Source organism: Pseudomonas azadiae, from assembly GCF_019145355.1.
Lineage (GTDB): Bacteria > Pseudomonadota > Gammaproteobacteria > Pseudomonadales > Pseudomonadaceae > Aquipseudomonas > Aquipseudomonas azadiae.
The window spans coordinates 3,481,083-3,497,765 of record NZ_JAHSTY010000001.1 but is presented as its reverse complement, the minus strand read 5'-3'; the positions used below and the strand labels follow the sequence as shown (position 1 = coordinate 3,497,765).

The following is a 16,683-nucleotide window of genomic DNA, read 5'->3' as shown; positions in this document are numbered from 1 at the left end:
TAGACTCGCGACCGTTTCACCTAAACTTTTGCATTATCGACACGGAACACCAATGGCCAAACGCCAGCTCAATCGTCGCCAAAACTGGCGCATCGAAAAGATTCAGGGTGAGCGCGCCGCGCGCGCCGCCAAACGTGAATCCTCCGCCGTGGAAGCGCTCGAGGGCGGCGACTTGGGGCCCGAACAAACGGGCCTGGTGATCGCGCACTTCGGTGTGCAGGTCGAAGTCGAGGCACTCGAAGGCGAACTCGCGGGCTCGGTTTCTCGTTGCCACTTGCGTGCCAACCTGCCGGCCCTGGTCACCGGCGACAAAGTCGTCTGGCGTGCAGGCAACCAGGGCATCGGGGTGATCGTCGCCCAGTTGCCGCGCACCACCGAACTGCGCCGCCCCGACAGCCGCGGGCAGCTCAAGCCGGTGGCGGCCAACGTCGACATGATCGTGATCGTGTTCGCACCACTGCCCGAGCCGCATGCCAACCTGATCGACCGCTACCTGGTCGCGGCCGAGCATGCCGGCATTCGCCCGCTGTTGCTGCTGAACAAATTCGACCTGATCGATGCGCAGAACGCCCCGGCGCTCAATGCCTTGCTCGCGGTATACCGCACCCTCGGTTACCCGGTGCTGGAAGTCTCCGCGCACCACGGCAACGGCATGGAACAGCTGCAACAGCAGTTGGACGGACGCATCAGCGTGTTTGTCGGCCAGTCGGGCGTGGGTAAATCCTCGCTGGTCAACAGCCTGCTGCCGGAAGTCGACACCCGCGTCGGCCCGCTGTCGGAACTGTCCGGCCAGGGCACCCACACCACCACCACCGCGCGGTTGTTCCACTTCCCGGGCGGCGGCGAGTTGATCGACTCCCCCGGTATCCGTGAATTCGGCCTGGGCCACGTCAGCCGCAGTGATGTGGAAGCGGGCTTCATCGAGTTCAACGACCTGATCGGCACCTGCCGCTTCCGCGACTGCAAGCACGACCGCGAGCCGGGCTGTGCATTGCTCAAGGCGCTGGAAGACGGCCGCGTGCAGCAGCAGCGGATGAACAGCTATCGGTCGATTATTGCGAGTTTGCCGGAGAGCAGTTACTGAGCGGCCATTTCCTGATACATATAAATGGCATCACAAAGCGCCCTTATCCATTGATTTAACGGGCGCCGGCATCAAGAATTCGACACAACTGGGTGGCGCGTCGACGCAAGCCAGCTTGAATTCGAAACGTCTGATGCTCATAATCTCCCCGTCACCAGCGCAAGCTGGCAGGAGTCTGGATCCTTTTCGGGGTTGATCCAGCGGCGCAGAAGGGGCGAAGCAAGCTCCACTGCGTGTCGAATGAAGCCGCCTTCGGGCGGCTTTGCTTTTTGTGGGGCGTTAACGATTGGCTCTTTACTATCACCCCAAACAGGGCGACGTGCTCCTTTGCGACTTCACGCGAGGTTTCGTCGCACCAGAAATGCTCAAAATCCGCAAAGTCGTAGTGATATCTCCTACCACTACGCACAATCGCAAGCTCTGCACGGTGGTGCCGATCTCCTCTACCGCACCTGAGGTACAGCACGACTGGCACCACTTATTACGTACTAACCCACTTCAATCTGATGGCTACAAAGAACTGTGGGTGAAGTGCGACATGATTTACACCGTAAGCTTCGAGCGCCTCGACAAGCTCCATAGAAAAAGCCGATCCAAAGGGCGAGAATACTTCGTACCACGCCTGTGTACCGACGACATGCGAGGAGTGATCAGTGGTGTCAAAGCCTACCTCCCGCTCTAGCCAGAACTGAAAACGCCCCGATGAGTCGGAGCGTTTTCAGTTGAAATTGTCGCTAGTGTTCTACGACCCCGTACCAGGCGCCGTAGGATCCTTCACCCCGCCATCATCAAACAGATTCAGCTTCTGGCGCAGTTCATGCGCCGGCAACGGCTCCTGCCCTGGGGGAATGGCGTTCGGGTCGGCGGGCACTTCGCCCGGCGCGCCCGCGCCTGGGGTCGGTTGCGGTGACGGCGGCTGATCACCTTCGATCGCACGCTGGGCCTTTTTGGTCAGCACCACGATGTCGATACGCCGATTGATCGGGTTGAACGGGTCCTTCGCGTCAAACAGCTGCGAAGACGCAAACCCCACCACGCGCGCCACTTGCGGGTCCGGGTAGCTGCCGGCCACCAACGCACGGCGTGCGGCGTTGGCGCGGTTGGCCGAGAGTTCCCAGTTGCCGAAGTCGCCCTGGCCCGAGTAGGGCTTGGCGTCGGTATGGCCGCTGATGCTGATCTTGTTCGGCACCGCCTTGATGGTGTCGGCCATGGCCAGCAGGATGTCTTCAAAGTACGGTTTCAAGCGCGCACTGCCGGAATCGAACATCGGCCGGTTGGCGGCGTCGGTAATCTGGATGCGCAAACCGTCCGGGGTGATCTCGAACGAAATCTGATCCTTGAACTTCAGCAGTTGCGGGTTTTCCTCGACCTTGTTCTGCAGTTCCTGCAGCAACAGCTCAAGGCGTTCCTGCTCGACCTGCTCGGCCATCGATTCCACAGTATCGCGCTCGATCGGGATTTTTTCCTGCGGCGACTCGGTCTGCACTTCCGGGTTGATGGTGCGTTCAGGCGCCAACTGCGGCGAACCGCCCAGGTCGATCACGAAAGGCGTGCCGCTTTCCGAAAAGCCAATCGGGTCTTTGAAGTAGCCGGCGATGGCGATCTTCTGTTCCGGCGTGGCGGTGGACATCAGCCACAGCACCAGAAAGAACGCCATCATCGCCGTCGCAAAGTCGGCGAAGGCGATTTTCCAGGCGCCGCCGTGGTGCCCCGCAGCGAAGCGCTTGACGCGCTTGATGATTATCGGCTGGTTGTTTTCCATGGCTTAGCGACCGCGGACCGCTTGTTCCAGCTCGGCGAAGCTTGGGCGGTGCTTGGGGTACAACACCTTACGACCGAACTCCACCGCCAGCGATGGCGGCATGCCGGAAGCCGAAGCGACCAGGCTGGCCTTGATCGACTCGTACAGGTTGATTTCTTCCTTGGCGTCATGGGCCAGGGAGGTCGCCAGGGGGCCGAAGAAGCCGTAGGCCGCGAGAATACCGAAGAAGGTACCCACCAACGCCGCGCCTACGTGCATGCCGATGGCGGCCTGGTCGCCTTCGCCCAGCGACGCCATGGTCACCACGATACCGAGTACCGCCGCAACGATACCGAAGCCGGGCATGCCGTCGGCGATACCGGTGACGGCGTGGGAAGGGTGTTCCAGCTCTTCTTTGAGGCTGAACAGTTCCATGTCGAACAGGCCTTCCAGCTCGTGGGGGGCCATGTTGCCGGAAGACATGATGCGCAAGTAATCACAGATGTAGGCGGTCATGCGCTCATCTTTGAGCACGGCCGGGTACTTGGCGAAAATCGGGCTGGCCGCGGCGTCTTCAATGTCCGCCTCGATGGCCATCATGCCTTCGCGGCGGCTCTTGTTAAGGATCTCGTAGACCAGGCCCAGCACTTCCAGATAGAAGGTGTGGGTGAAGCGCGAACCGAACATGGCCAGCGATTTTTTGACCACGTGCATGGTCATGTAGCCAGGGTTCGCCTGCAAGAACGCGCCGAACGCCGCACCACCGATGATCAGCACTTCGAAGGGCTGGACCAGCGCAGCAATTTTACCGTGGGACAGGACGTAGCCACCGAGCACGCTTGCGATGACGACGATGATGCCGATAATTTTAGCCATAGGAGATGAGTACTTGCGCCGTCGGGTTCATGGACATATTTAAGGGAACTGAAAACTCTTGTTCCTCTTATCGGCAAAACTGCGCCAGACTATAGCCCGTTAAGGCGAAAAGCCAGTTCGGCCCGCTCCGGGCGTGTTGACAGCAAGTGATGATCGCGCCCCCACCATGGCCAATGAAACGACAGTTCCCACTGCAAAACCCACTTCTCTCGCCGCTTGGATCAAGCGCCTGGACGAGGTACTGCTGCCTGTTCCCCAGGCCAGCCACGACCGCGTGTGCAAAGGCATCCGCGACAGCCGCAGCTCGCTGCGGGACATCGCCGAGCTGATGCAAGACAGCCCGGCCCTTGTGCTCAGCGTGATCCGCGAGGCCAACAGCCACACCCATGGCAGCCTGGCGGAACCGGCGGAAAACCTCGAAGTGGCGCTTAACCGCCTGGGCCTCAAGCGCGCCGAAGAACTGCTGGCGCGCCTGCCTGCGGTACCGGCCCACGAGATTCCGGTGGCGCTGCGCCAATTGCTGCTGGTGAGCCAGCATGCTTCGCAGCAAGCCAACGGTTTGTTTGGCAGCCGCCTGGCGCGGCTGTGGCAGGATATTCATTGGGGCAGCCTGCTGTTTCTGTCGCCGATGTGGCCGATGGCGGTTGCCTTCCCCAAGCTCTTGGAAGAATGGGAGCTGCGGGTTATCCACAAGAACCAGCCCGCCCGCCAAGTCGAGCAGGAATTGTTCGGCGTGCGCCTGCTGGACCTGTGCGTCGGCCTGACTGAAGCCTGGCACCTGCCGATCTGGGTATCTCAAGGCTATAAATTGCTGCTGACCGAACAACGCTTGCTGGTCAAGGCACTGCATATCGCCCGCGAAGACGACCCGCTACGCCATCAGCAACTGCTCGACGCCGAACCCAACCTGCGCCGCTGGCTGAACCAGCCGGCCAATACCGTATTGCTGGCCAACGGCCTGGCAATGTCGACCCAGGAGTCCTGGACCTGCCCGCACACCGAGCGTTGGCAGTACCTGACTGCGCTGTACCTGCAACAGCCCTTGGGCGACGTGCAGCAACAGGTCCATCAACAAGCCGTCACCAGCGCCCGCACCACGTTGATGCCCGACCTCTGGCACCCGGCGCTGTCGCTGATCTGGCCGTGGCACGTGCAGAAGATCCATCGTGGCCTGCTGCCGGCGCCGCCGCCCACCGCCGAGTCCCTGGCTGTGTGGCGCAAGCATTGCACCGAGCTGCTGGTGGAGCCGAGCCGCTTTGCCAACGCCATGCATCTGACCACCTGCGCCAAGGAGGCCTTGGTGGCCAGCGGCATGCAGCGGGTTATGCTGCTGATGACCGATCGCGCCCAGAGCACCTTGCGCGTGCATCAGGTCGACGGCCTGCCCAAGGACGCCGCCAACCTCAGCCTGGACGTAGTCAACAGCACGCTGCTGCAGCGACTGCTGGAAAAGTCCGCCCAGGTGCGCCTCAACCCTGACAACCATGCGCAGTTCTCGGCCTTGCTGCCGCCGATCCTGCGTCGCCTGTTTACCGGCGAACACCTGCTGCTGCGCTCGCTGAGTTGCAACGGCAAGGTGGTGATGCTGATGGTGGCTGACCAGGGCGGTGGGCCGTTCTCGGAAACTACCGTGCAAGCCTTCGGCAAAACCGCCCAATGCATCGAGAAGGCCCTGCACTGCTTTACCAACCGCAGCACCTGATGCTTGCGCTACAATCGCCCTCTTTTATCCCCAACCTTTGTGCCCAGGAGACCTCACATGCCTGACTTCTCTGGCTTGCCGCTGGTGATCGAACCCAGCGACCTGCTCGGTCGCCTGGAGGCCGAACACCTGATCCTGGTGGACCTCACCAGTGCCGCCCGCTACGCCGAAGGGCATATCCCCGGCGCGCACTTTGTTGACCCCAAGCGCACCCAATTGGGCCAGGCGCCTGCTCCAGGCTTGCTGCCCAACAAGGTTGACCTGGAAAACCTCTTCGGTGCACTGGGCCACACCCCGGACGCGACCTACGTGGTCTACGACGACGAAGGCGGGGGCTGGGCCGGGCGCTTCATCTGGCTGCTCGACGTGATCGGCCACCAGAAATACCACTACCTGGACGGCGGCCTGCTGGCCTGGCTGGCAGAAAAACATCCTGTGTCCACCGATGTGCCTGCGCCCGTCGGCGGCCCGGTCAGCCTCACGCTGCACGACGGCCCCACCGCCACCCGCGAATACCTGCAAAGCCGCCTGGGCGCGGCCGACCTGGGAATCTGGGATGCGCGGGGTCCGCTGGAGTATTGCGGTGAAAAGGTACTCGCCGCCAAAGGTGGGCACATTCCCGGCGCCGTGAATTTCGAATGGACCGCCGGCATGGACCAGGCGCGCAACCTGCGTATCCGCCGCGACATGCCGCAGATCCTCCAAGACCTGGGGCTGACCAAAGACAAAGAAATCATCACCCATTGCCAGACTCACCACCGCTCTGGCTTCACCTACCTGGTGGCCAAGGCGCTCGGTTATCCGCGAGTCAAAGGTTATGCCGGTTCCTGGGGCGAATGGGGCAACCACCCCGACACCCCCGTCGAGATTTAAGGTTTAAGGACAGTTATGAAAAAGCAGTTGTTTATCCTCAGCCAGTACTTGCTGCCGCACCACTTGCTGTCGCGCCTGGCCGGCTGCATTGCCGAGTGCCGCGTGCGCTGGTTCAAGAACGCCTTCACCACCTGGTTCGCCAAGCGTTATCAAGTGGACATGTCCCAGGCTCTGGTTGAAGACGTGACCGCCTATGAGCACTTCAACGCCTTCTTCACGCGAGCCCTCAAGGACGGCGCTCGCCCGCTGGATCAAACCCCAGGCGCAGTCTTGAGCCCAGCCGATGGCGCGGTCAGCCAGCTCGGTCCGATCGAGCATGGTCGGGTGTTCCAGGCCAAAGGCCACAGCTTCAGCGTGCTGGAATTGCTCGGCGGCGATGCAGCCGTAGCAGCGCCGTTCATGGGCGGCGACTTCGCCACCATCTACCTGTCGCCCAAGGACTACCATCGCGTGCACATGCCGCTGGCCGGCACCCTGCGCGAGATGGTCTACGTGCCCGGCCGGATCTTCTCGGTGAACCAGACCACCGCCGAAAACGTGCCGGAACTGTTTGCGCGTAACGAGCGGGTTGTCTGCCTGTTCGACACCGAGCGCGGCCCGATGGCTGTGGTGTTGGTGGGCGCGATGATTGTGGCGTCGATCGAAACCGTGTGGGCCGGTCTGGTAACGCCGCCCAAGCGTGAACTGAAGACTTTCCGTTATGACGAAGCGGCGCGTGCGCCGATTCATCTGGAGAAAGGTGCGGAACTGGGCCGCTTCAAGCTGGGTTCGACGGCGATCGTGCTGTTCGGGCCGGACCAGGTGAAGTGGGCTGAAGAACTGGTGGCGGGTTCGCCAGTGCAGATGGGCCAAGGCATCGCTCTACCTAAAGCCTGATCCCCAGCAGATTTTAAGCTGTAGCCCAATTAATGTGGGAGCTGGCTTGCCTGCGATGACCCTAGGTATCTACACATTTTTGTAGTGAGCGGGCTTGTCCCGCGCTGGGCCGCGGCGGCCCCAAACCAGGCGAATTGGGTTTTTCTGAAACTGCGCGGTGTCTTTATTGGGGCGGCTTCGCCACCCAGCGCGGGACAAGCCCGCTCACTACAGGGAGATTTCTCAGCCTTTGAACGTTGTGTAGATACCTATGCTGCGATGACGGTGGTGAATCCAACACCGCTATCGCAGGCAAGCCAGCTCCCACAGTTGATCCCATTCCTGCAGTGGTATCGGGGTTTAGAGCTGCCCGTCGCGGTCGCGCAAGCCCAGCAGATACAACACACCATCAAGCCCCAACGTCGAAATCGCCTGCTTGGCCGACTGCTTCACCAACGGCTTGGCGCGGAACGCAACGCCCAGCCCGGCAATCGCCAGCATCGGCAAGTCATTGGCGCCGTCGCCGACCGCAATGGTCTGTTCCAGACGCAAACCTTCCTTGTGCGCCAGCTCCTTGAGCAAATCCGCCTTGCGCTGTGCGTCGACAATTGGCTCCACGGCCACGCCGGTGACCTTGCCGTCCACCACTTCCAGCTCGTTGGCGAATACATAGTCGATGCCCAGCTTGGCTTGCAACTGCTTGGCGAAATAGGTGAAGCCACCGGACAGGATCGCGGTCTTGTAGCCCAGGCGCTTGAGCTCGGCGAACAAGGTTTCGGCGCCTTCGGTCAGGCGCAGCGACGCGCCGATGGAGTCCAGCACGCTCACGTCCAGACCTTTAAGCAGCGCCAGGCGCTCTTTAAAGCTCGCACGGAAATCCAATTCGCCGGCCATGGCACGCTCGGTAATCGCCGAAACCTGCTCGCCTACACCTGCGGCCTTGGCCAATTCGTCGATGACTTCGGCTTCGATCAGCGTCGAATCCATATCGAACACCGCCAGGCGGCGGTTGCGGCGGAAGAGCGAGTCTTCCTGGAAGGCAATATCGACGTTCAGCTCCTGGGCCACGCTGAGAAACTCGGCGCGCAGGGCTTGCGGATCGGCCGGTTCACCGCGCACGGAAAACTCGATGCAGCCCTTGCCCTTGTCGGCTGGCGTGTCCAGCGGCATGCGACCCGACAGACGGTCAATGTGGTCGATATTCAAGCCATACTGCGCGGTGATCGAACTGACGCGCTGCAACTGTTCGGCGGTGACCTTGCGGGTCAGCAGCGTCACGATGTGGCGTTTCTTGCCCTGGCCGGCGACCCATTGCTGGTAATCGGTTTCGGACACCGGCGTGAAACGCACCTGCTGGTCCAGTTTGTACGCCGTAAACAGGATGTCCTTGAGCACCGAAGACGCCTGTTCAGTGCTTGGGATCTCTACCAGAATGCCGAACGACAGCGTGTCGTGAATCACCGCCTGGCCGATGTCGAGAATGTTTACACCACCCTGGGCCAGAACACCGGTAATGGCTGCGGTGAGACCCGGTCGGTCAACACCCGTGATGTTTATCAGGACAATTTCGCGCAAGGCGCACCCCCAGGCTGGAAAAAAACCGCATTCTACCCATTTTCAGTGACCATCGGGCACAGCCAGCGCTTTGCCGGTCTTGGGCCTGTCGCTATACTGCGCGTCAACTTCACGGACCAAGAGCCGAGCTCAAGTGAACCGGCCTACGCCAGTAAAAACCGACAACTTCTTCCTGCTGATCTTCCGGGCGCTGCGCCACCGCCGTGTACCGATCGCATTACGCATTGCCAGCCATAACGTGATCCTGGTCGCCCTGGCTCTGGTGATCTACGCCTGCGTGATGGGTTTGCAGTTCAAGCAGGCCATGCACGAACAAGCCGACGCCCTGGGTGAAAGCTTGACCACCCAGACCGCCACTTCGGCGACCGAGCTGCTGGTGTCCAACGACATCCTCAGCCTTAACGTGCTGCTCAACAACCTGACCAAGAACCCGCTGGTGGCCCACGCCGCTATCTATAGTGTGGACAACCGGATCATGGCCGAAGCCGGCCAGCGCCCGAAAAACGGCCTGCTGGGCGAAGCCGAAGGCTTGTACCAGAGCAATATCACGTTTCAGGATGTGAAGGCCGGCCAACTGCGCATCAGCCTGGATATGCAGCAATTCCAGCAGCCGATGACCATCAGCCTGCAAAGCATGGGCATTCTCAGCGCGATTCTGCTGGCATTGGCCCTGGCCTTGAGTTTGCGCCTGGGCCGCCATATTTCCACGCCTTTGATGCAACTGCGCATTTGGCTACGGGATATCGACGAACACACCCCGGCCACCGACCGCCAGGATGAAATCGGCGACCTCGCCCGCCAACTGCACGCCAGCTTCGCACCGGAGCCGGTGGTGCACGAAGCCGAGCCCGAGCCTGAGTTCGACGACACCGACTACGACGACGAACCCGAATTTGAGGTGCAAGAAGCACCGGTGGCGGGCTTGAAGCCGGCTACCCGCAAGGCGTTCATCGCCGAAGAAGACGAACTGGACGACGAAGATCCGTTCGCCGATCTGCGCGATACCTCGGCCGGCACCCCGGCAGTCGCCCCCAAGCCGGTCCCGGTGAAAAACGCTGAACCCCAGTACAGCGCCGTACTCGCGGTGCAACTCGGCGCCCAGGACCAACTGCGTCGCCTGCCCCGCGCGCGCCTGACCGAGTTGCTGGAACGCTATCGTGACTGCCTGGACCAGGCCGCTTCGCTGTACCAGAGTGAACTGCACACCCTGAACGATGGCAGCACACTGATGTTGTTCCACAGCGAAGACAGCGGTGAAGACTACCTGACCAATGCGATCTGCTGTGGCGAGTTGCTGCGCGCCCTGGGCCATGAATTGCAGATCGAAGTGGCCGACAGCGGCATCACCCTGCAATTGCAGCTGGGCCTGACGGTAGGCGACGATCTGTTTGGCATGAGCCAGATCGACCTGTTGCTGACCGAGATCGCCCAGGATGCGTTGGCCCTGTCCCAACACAGCCGCAACCTGCTGTTGGTGGAGCGCAAGATCAGCGAAGACACGCTGATCCGCCAGCGCGCACGTATCCGCCCGATTGCCAGCCCAGAGGGCGCCAGTTGCGTGGAGCGCTTGATGGAGCCGTACCCGTCGATGCTGGAGCGCCAGTTGGCGCGGATGCACGAGACCCGCGCCAAGCCCTGATAGATGATGCATGACCCTGTGGGAGCGGGCTTGCCCGCGATGGCGCCGGCTCAGTCAATGATGTGTCGACTGATACACCGCAATCGCGGGTAAGCCCGCTCCCACAGGGGATCTTCAGTGTCCTTCAAATTGCGTACAAACAAAAAGGCCCGCTGAGTCAGCGGGCCTTTTGTTTGCGTGCCGTTCAGATCAGAACCTGAACACTTCCATATCCGTGCGGATCGGCGTCGCCATCGGCATCTTTGGCTTCTGCGGCTCGGTCGGCTTGGCCTGCACCGGGGCGCTTTGCTTGCGTGGTGCTTCGGCAATCGGCGGTTGGTTGGCCAATGGCTTGAGGGCCACCGACAACTGTTGCGCCAGGTGCTGCAACAACACGCCCTGGGCCTGGACCTGGGACGCGGTGGTGCCGGCGTGCTCTTCCTGCAGGTGCACGATGCGGTTATCGCGCACCTGGCCACGACGGTCGATCAAGCGCCACTGCGCATCGAGGATCGCCGGTTGCGACTTACCCGAATCGAGCCGGGTGATGGTCAACAACACCTGCACATCCGGGGTAAAGCCGGTGGGTGCGGGTGCGAGCACTACGCGCTGGCTGTCCAGATGACCCGCCACCTGGCGCAACATCAACTGGTTGATGTCCGAGGACAAGCTGCCCGCCCAACGACCATCGGTGGAACCTTGCAGGCTGCCGTCGTTCTGACGTTGCAGCAGGGTTTCGCGTTGCAGGTAGTCGGCTACGACCACCGGGCCCAGCAAGACCGCCATGCCAGCGGTCTGAGCGGGTTGAGCCGGACTTCCGCTGTCCAGCTGGTACAGCGACACCGGTTGATGCGTGCTGCAACCCGCCAGCCCCAAAAGGCCAGCGAGCATGAAAATAAAAGGAAGGCGTGGAGCAGTCATCATCCCATCCAGGTGGCTGCCACAAGGCAAACCACAATGTAATACTTAAAAACAACCTAAACACGCTCGGCCACGCCGGCGCTGGAAAGGCCATATCATCCGTGAATATGCGCCATGACTCCAGCGCCAAAGCGTCGATCTACGCGTTAAATCGTAGATCGAGGGCTCTAAAACGCTTAAGCGGGCGTTTCGACCAACAAAGCATCCACCCGCTGGAAGCCCCGAGGCAGTTTGTTACCGCGTCGACCACGCTCGCCCTTGTAGTGTTCAAGGTCGTCAGGGCGCAATGACAACGTGCGCTTGCCGGCCTGGAGCACCAGGGTAGAACCTTCCGGGATCACCGCAATGTCGGTCACGTACTCTTCGCGACTGGCCACGCGCTCCCCTGGAATACCGATAATCTTGTTGCCCTTGCCTTTGCCCAACTGCGGCAGATCGCTGATCTTGAACACCAGCAAGCGCCCTTCGGTGGTCACCGACGCCAGCCAGTTGCTCTCACGGTCGTCCACCGGCCGCGGCAGGATCACCTTGGCGTTGTTCGGCAGGCTCAGCAGCGCTTTGCCCGCCTTGTTCTTGGCCTGCAGGTCTTCACCCTTGACCACGAAACCGTAACCCGCGTCGGAAGCGATCACATACAGCGCGTCGTCGTCCGGCAGCAGCACACACTCGAAATTCGCACCCGGCGGCGGTGTAAGGCGCCCCGTCAACGGCTCGCCCTGCCCCCGTGCGGACGGCAAGGTGTGGGCCGGTACCGAATAACTGCGCCCGGTGGAATCGATAAACACCGCAAACTGGTTGGAACGCCCGGCCGCGGCGGTCTTGAACCCGTCGCCAGCCTTGTACGACAACCCGGTTGCATCAATATCATGCCCTTTGGCGGAGCGAACCCAACCCTTTTCCGACAAAACGACGGTAATTTTCTCATTTGGCAGCAGCTCTGTTTCTGTCAGAGCTTTCGCTTCGGCACGCTGGACGATCGGCGAACGGCGGTCGTCGCCATAGGTTTCAGCGTCCTTGATCAGCTCAGTGCGTACGAGCTTCTTCAGCTTGGCTTCGCTGCCCAGCAGGGCTTGCAGCTTGGCTTGTTCCTTGAGCAGCGCGTCCTGTTCGTCGCGCAGCTTCATTTCTTCCAGACGCGCCAACTGGCGCAAGCGGGTGTCCAGGATGTAGTCAGCCTGGATCTCGCTCAGCTCGAAACGCGCGATCAGCTCGGCTTTGGGGTGCTCCGCGGTGCGGATGATATGGATCACTTCATCCAGGTTGAGGTAGGCAATCAGCAAGCCGTCCAACAGGTGCAGGCGGCGCTCGACCTTATCCAGACGGAATTGCAGGCGGCGGCGCACGGTGTTCACCCGGAACTCCAGCCACTCCACCAGCAGGTTGCGCAGGTTTTTCAGCTGCGGCTTGCCGTCCAGGCCGATGATATTAATGTTGACCCGGTAGCTGGACTCCAGCTCGGTGCTGGCAAACAGGTGCTGCATCAGCACTTCGTGGTCGACCCGGCTGTTGGTCGGGATAATCACGATGCGGCATGGGTTTTCGTGGTCGGACTCATCACGCAGGTCGGCCACTTGCGGCAATTTCGACGGCTTGGCCTGCATCAGCGCAGCGATCTGCTCCAGCACCTTGGCGCCGGACACCTGGTGCGGCAGCGCCGTGACGATAATGTCGCCATCCTCGATGTGGTACACGGCGCGCATGCGCACCGAGCCCTTGCCGGTTTCGTACATCTTCAGCAGATCGGCGCGCGGCGTGATGATTTCCGCTTCGGTCGGGTAATCCGGGCCCTGGATATGCTCGCAGAGCTGCTCGACCGTGGCTTTGGGCTCATCCAGCAAACGCACACAGGCCGTGGCGACTTCGCGCAGGTTGTGCGGCGGCACGTCGGTGGCCATGCCGACCGCAATGCCCGTGGTGCCGTTAAGCAGGATATTCGGCAAACGTGCCGGCAACACCAGCGGCTCGTCGAGAGTGCCGTCGAAGTTCGGCCCCCAGTCCGCCGTGCCCTGCCCCAGCTCACTCAGCAGTACTTCGGAGTAACGCGACAGGCGCGCCTCGGTGTATCGCATGGCGGCGAAGGACTTGGGATCATCCGGCGCACCCCAGTTACCCTGGCCGTCGACCAGTGTGTAGCGATAGCTGAACGGCTGGGCCATCAGCACCATGGCTTCGTAGCACGCCGAGTCACCGTGGGGGTGGAACTTGCCGAGCACGTCACCGACGGTACGCGCCGACTTCTTGTGCTTGGAATCGGCATCCAGGCCCAACTCACTCATGGCGTAGATGATGCGCCGTTGCACGGGCTTCAGGCCGTCGCCGATATGCGGCAAGGCACGGTCCATGATCACGTACATGGAGTAGTTGAGGTAGGCATTTTCGGTGAAGTCAGCCAGCGACCGGCGCTCTACGCCGTCTAAGCTGTCTGCGAGGATGTCACTCATGCGGGCCTCATCATGGTCGGGTAAGGCGCAGCGGAATTGCCGCCGCACCGGGTCAAGTCAAAAAAACAGGGGCTCATGGGCGGGCGCTCCAACCACCGGCAGGGGCGGCGAAACGATAGACCATGGGGCGCTTTTCACCATCGGCACGCGGGCCGAAATTGTTATCGATGCCCAGCCAGGCGCCTTCCACGTCCACCACCAGGGCTTCAGCCAGGCCGTAGGGCTGGGGGTAACGTCGCTCGGGCGTCAGGGTTTCGTCGGCAAACGACCAGCACAACTCGACACTGGCCGTGACGGGATCGCGTCGGCAAATCTGAAACGCATTGCGCTCCAGGGTAAACAGCTTGCCGTCGAACAGCGCCAGGTCGGCGAAATCCTTGGACACGGCCTTGCCATCGGTGAACTTGGCCGGCTGCACTTGCCGGCCCGCCTCGCTCATCAGCACGCAGGGCCCATCACAGTTCCACAGGCCCTGCACAGGCCTGATCGAAATCAGCCCGCGCCGCTCACGCTCGGCTGCCAGCCAGATCCGATCGCCCTCGGGGTTGATCGCCAACCCTTCAAACAACGCGTTGAAGTGCAGCAACATGCCGCTGGCCCGCGCCTCTTGCACCATTGCCGGAGCAATGTTCAACCACTGCGGCGCGCCAGCCGGCGGCACTTGCAGCACCGCGGCATGGGCTTCACTGACGATGTAGCGGTTGCCGGCGGCATCGCAGGTGATGCCTTCAAAATCCAGGTCGCCGCCGCGAATGAACGAGGCAGCCTTGGTGCGCGAACGCAGCCCCCACGGCAGCCCGGATTCGGGTACCGGCGGCACGTCGATCTCGACCGCCTCGGCCTGCCAGGTCGGCGCGCGTGTGTCCAGGCGGTAGATCTGGTCATCATCGCGGTCGGAAACCGTCCACAACGCGTTACCGCACACCGCCAGGCCCGACAGGTTACCGCCGCGCATGCCGTCCACCGGGTGCTCGGACATCAGCTTGAGCTCAGCCACGGGCGCGGCAGCCACCTGGGTGGCCGTCAGCCCGCACAACATCAGGATCGCCAGGGCGAAACCTGTGCGCATCAGCCCAGTACCTCGGCCAGGTTGCCTTTGGACTCCAACCAGGACTTGCGATCCGGCGCACGTTTCTTCGCCAGCAGCATGTCCATCATTTCCGAGGTGGCGGCGTAGTCTTCCAGGGTCAACTGCACCAGGCGCCGAGTGTTCGGGTCCATGGTGGTTTCGCGCAGTTGCGGCGGGTTCATTTCACCCAAACCCTTGAATCGCGTGACCTGTGGCTTGCCGCGCTTCTTCTCGGCCACCAGGCGGTCGAGGATGCCATCGCGCTCGGCTTCGTCCAGGGCGTAGAAAATCTCCTTGCCCAGGTCGATTCGGTACAGCGGCGGCATGGCGACGTAGACGTGACCGGCGTCCACCAACGGACGGAAGTGCTGGACAAACAGCGCACACAGCAGCGTGGCGATGTGCAGGCCGTCGGAGTCGGCGTCGGCGAGGATGCAGATCTTGCCGTAGCGCAACTGGCTCATGTCCGCCGCGCCGGGGTCGACGCCGATGGCCACGGCGATATTGTGCACTTCCTGGCTGGCGAGGACTTCACTGCCATCGACTTCCCAGGTGTTGAGGATCTTGCCGCGCAACGGCAGGATCGCTTGGAACTCCTTGTCCCGAGCCTGTTTGGCTGACCCGCCCGCGGAGTCACCTTCGACCAGGAACAGTTCGGAACGCATCGGGTCCTGCCCGGCGCAGTCAGCCAGCTTGCCGGGCAGTGCCGGGCCCTGAGTAATGCGCTTGCGCTCAACCTTCTTGCTGGCCTTCAAACGACGGCCGGCGTTGTTGATCGCCAACTCGGCCAGGGCCAGGCCCAGCTCGGGATGCTCGTTGAGCCACAGGCTGAAGGCGTCCTTGACCACGCCGGAGACGAATGCCGCCGCTTCGCGGGACGACAGGCGCTCTTTGGTCTGGCCGGAGAATTGCGGCTCCTGCATCTTCATCGACAGCACGAACGCAATGCGCTCCCACACGTCTTCCGGCGCCAGCTTGACGCCACGCGGCAGCAGGCTGCGGTATTCGCAGAATTCGCGCATGGCATCCAGCAAACCCTGGCGCAAACCATTGACGTGGGTGCCGCCCTGGGCCGTTGGGATCAGGTTGACGTAGCTTTCCTGCACGCTGTCGCCGCCTTCGGGCAACCACAGCAGCGCCCAGTCGACGGCTTCTTTGTTACCGGCCAGGCTGCCGCAGAACGGCTCGTTGGGCAGGCGTTCGAAGTCGCTGACGGAATCTTCCAGGTAGGAGCGCAAGCCGTCTTCGTAATGCCACTCGACCTTCTCGCCGGTGCCTTTGTCTTCAAAGGTCACCAACAGGCCCGGGCACAGCACGGCCTTGGCCTTGAGCACATGCTTGAGGCGGCTGATGGAGAATTTCGGCGAATCGAAGTATTTGGGGTCCGGCGCGAAATACACGCTGGTGCCGGTGTTGCGCTTGCCAACGGTGCCGATCACCTGCAGGTCGGTGGCTTTGTAGCCATCGGCGAAGGTCATCTCGTACTCGTTGCCGTCGCGCTTGACCTTGACCCGGACATGGTTCGACAGGGCGTTGACCACCGAAATACCCACACCGTGCAAACCGCCGGAGAACTGGTAGTTCTTGTTGGAGAACTTGCCGCCGGCGTGCAGCTTGGTGAGGATCAGCTCAACGCCCGATACGCCTTCTTCAGGATGGATGTCCACCGGCATGCCGCGTCCGTCGTCGGACACTTCAAGGGAATGGTCCGCATGAAGAATGACATGCACCGATTTGGCGTGCCCGGCCAAGGCTTCGTCGACGCTGTTGTCGATGACTTCCTGGGCAAGGTGGTTCGGCCGACTGGTGTCGGTGTACATGCCGGGGCGTTTGCGCACCGGGTCGAGGCCCGAGAGGACTTCGATGGCGTCGGCGTTATAAGAGCTAGCGCTGGGAGTGGCCATGGTGTCTCGTCGTGAGTCGTTCGA

The 16,683-nt window shown here is 61.8% G+C and carries 13 protein-coding genes; 6 read left to right on the top strand and 7 right to left on the bottom strand.

The window, feature by feature from the left end:
• Positions 1-52: 52 nt before the first annotated feature.
• Both rsgA and KVG91_RS15835 read left to right on the top strand, forming a co-directional pair.
• Positions 53-1,084: a small ribosomal subunit biogenesis GTPase RsgA gene (gene rsgA / locus KVG91_RS15840; RefSeq protein WP_169376977.1), complete on the top strand. Its 1,032-nt coding sequence runs from the start codon at positions 53-55 to the stop codon at positions 1,082-1,084.
• A gap of 319 nt (positions 1,085-1,403) precedes the next feature.
• Positions 1,404-1,766: a type II toxin-antitoxin system PemK/MazF family toxin gene (locus KVG91_RS15835; protein WP_318840890.1), complete on the top strand. Its 363-nt coding sequence runs from the start codon at positions 1,404-1,406 to the stop codon at positions 1,764-1,766.
• Positions 1,767-1,826: 60 nt separating this feature from the next.
• Here the strand turns inward: KVG91_RS15835 and motB are convergent, their stop codons facing one another.
• Positions 1,827-2,846: a flagellar motor protein MotB gene (motB, locus tag KVG91_RS15830; RefSeq protein ID WP_169376979.1), complete on the bottom strand. Its 1,020-nt coding sequence runs from the start codon at positions 2,844-2,846 to the stop codon at positions 1,827-1,829.
• Positions 2,847-2,849: 3 nt separating this feature from the next.
• Entirely contained in the window at positions 2,850-3,701 is an 852-nt protein-coding gene (gene motA, locus KVG91_RS15825; protein ID WP_169376980.1) for a flagellar motor stator protein MotA, read from the bottom strand.
• 166 nt (positions 3,702-3,867) lie between these two features.
• Here motA and KVG91_RS15820 point away from each other — a divergent pair, with 166 nt between their 5' ends.
• From KVG91_RS15820 to asd, 3 genes are read left to right on the top strand one after another with little or no spacing between them, the layout of a single operon-like run.
• The gene (locus KVG91_RS15820) at positions 3,868-5,403 is read left to right on the top strand and encodes an HDOD domain-containing protein (protein ID WP_169376981.1); all 1,536 of its coding nucleotides are present in this window, start codon (positions 3,868-3,870) and stop codon (positions 5,401-5,403) included.
• 57 nt (positions 5,404-5,460) lie between these two features.
• Entirely contained in the window at positions 5,461-6,276 is an 816-nt protein-coding gene (locus KVG91_RS15815) for a rhodanese-like domain-containing protein (RefSeq protein WP_169376982.1), read from the top strand.
• A 15-nt stretch (positions 6,277-6,291) separates the two neighbouring features.
• Positions 6,292-7,152, top strand: a complete 861-nt coding sequence (gene asd, locus KVG91_RS15810; protein ID WP_003171334.1) for an archaetidylserine decarboxylase — start codon at positions 6,292-6,294, stop codon at positions 7,150-7,152.
• A gap of 339 nt (positions 7,153-7,491) precedes the next feature.
• On the opposite strand, the gene serB is transcribed toward asd, so the two are convergent.
• Complete coding sequence (serB, locus tag KVG91_RS15805; protein ID WP_169377288.1) at positions 7,492-8,706, bottom strand: phosphoserine phosphatase SerB; 1,215 nt, start codon at positions 8,704-8,706, stop codon at positions 7,492-7,494.
• A 133-nt stretch (positions 8,707-8,839) separates the two neighbouring features.
• Between serB and KVG91_RS15800 the strand changes: the two genes are divergently transcribed.
• Positions 8,840-10,345 carry an AhpA/YtjB family protein gene (locus tag KVG91_RS15800; RefSeq protein ID WP_169377287.1) on the top strand — a complete coding sequence of 502 codons (1,506 nt, stop codon included), beginning with the start codon at positions 8,840-8,842 and terminating at the stop codon, positions 10,343-10,345.
• A 189-nt stretch (positions 10,346-10,534) separates the two neighbouring features.
• On the opposite strand, the gene KVG91_RS15795 is transcribed toward KVG91_RS15800, so the two are convergent.
• The 4 genes from KVG91_RS15795 to parE all read right to left on the bottom strand — a co-directional run bounded on the left by KVG91_RS15795 (position 10,535) and on the right by parE (position 16,659).
• A complete protein-coding gene (locus tag KVG91_RS15795; RefSeq protein WP_169377286.1) occupies positions 10,535-11,245 on the bottom strand; it encodes a PqiC family protein in 711 nt (236 codons plus the stop codon).
• A 176-nt stretch (positions 11,246-11,421) separates the two neighbouring features.
• Entirely contained in the window at positions 11,422-13,686 is a 2,265-nt protein-coding gene (gene parC / locus KVG91_RS15790; protein ID WP_076951845.1) for a DNA topoisomerase IV subunit A, read from the bottom strand.
• A gap of 73 nt (positions 13,687-13,759) precedes the next feature.
• Entirely contained in the window at positions 13,760-14,755 is a 996-nt protein-coding gene (locus tag KVG91_RS15785; RefSeq protein WP_169377285.1) for an esterase-like activity of phytase family protein, read from the bottom strand.
• Positions 14,755-16,659: a DNA topoisomerase IV subunit B gene (gene parE, locus KVG91_RS15780; protein ID WP_169377284.1), complete on the bottom strand. Its 1,905-nt coding sequence runs from the start codon at positions 16,657-16,659 to the stop codon at positions 14,755-14,757. Before parE ends, KVG91_RS15785 begins: the two co-directional genes overlap by 1 nt.
• Between the last annotated feature and the right edge of the window lie 24 nt (positions 16,660-16,683).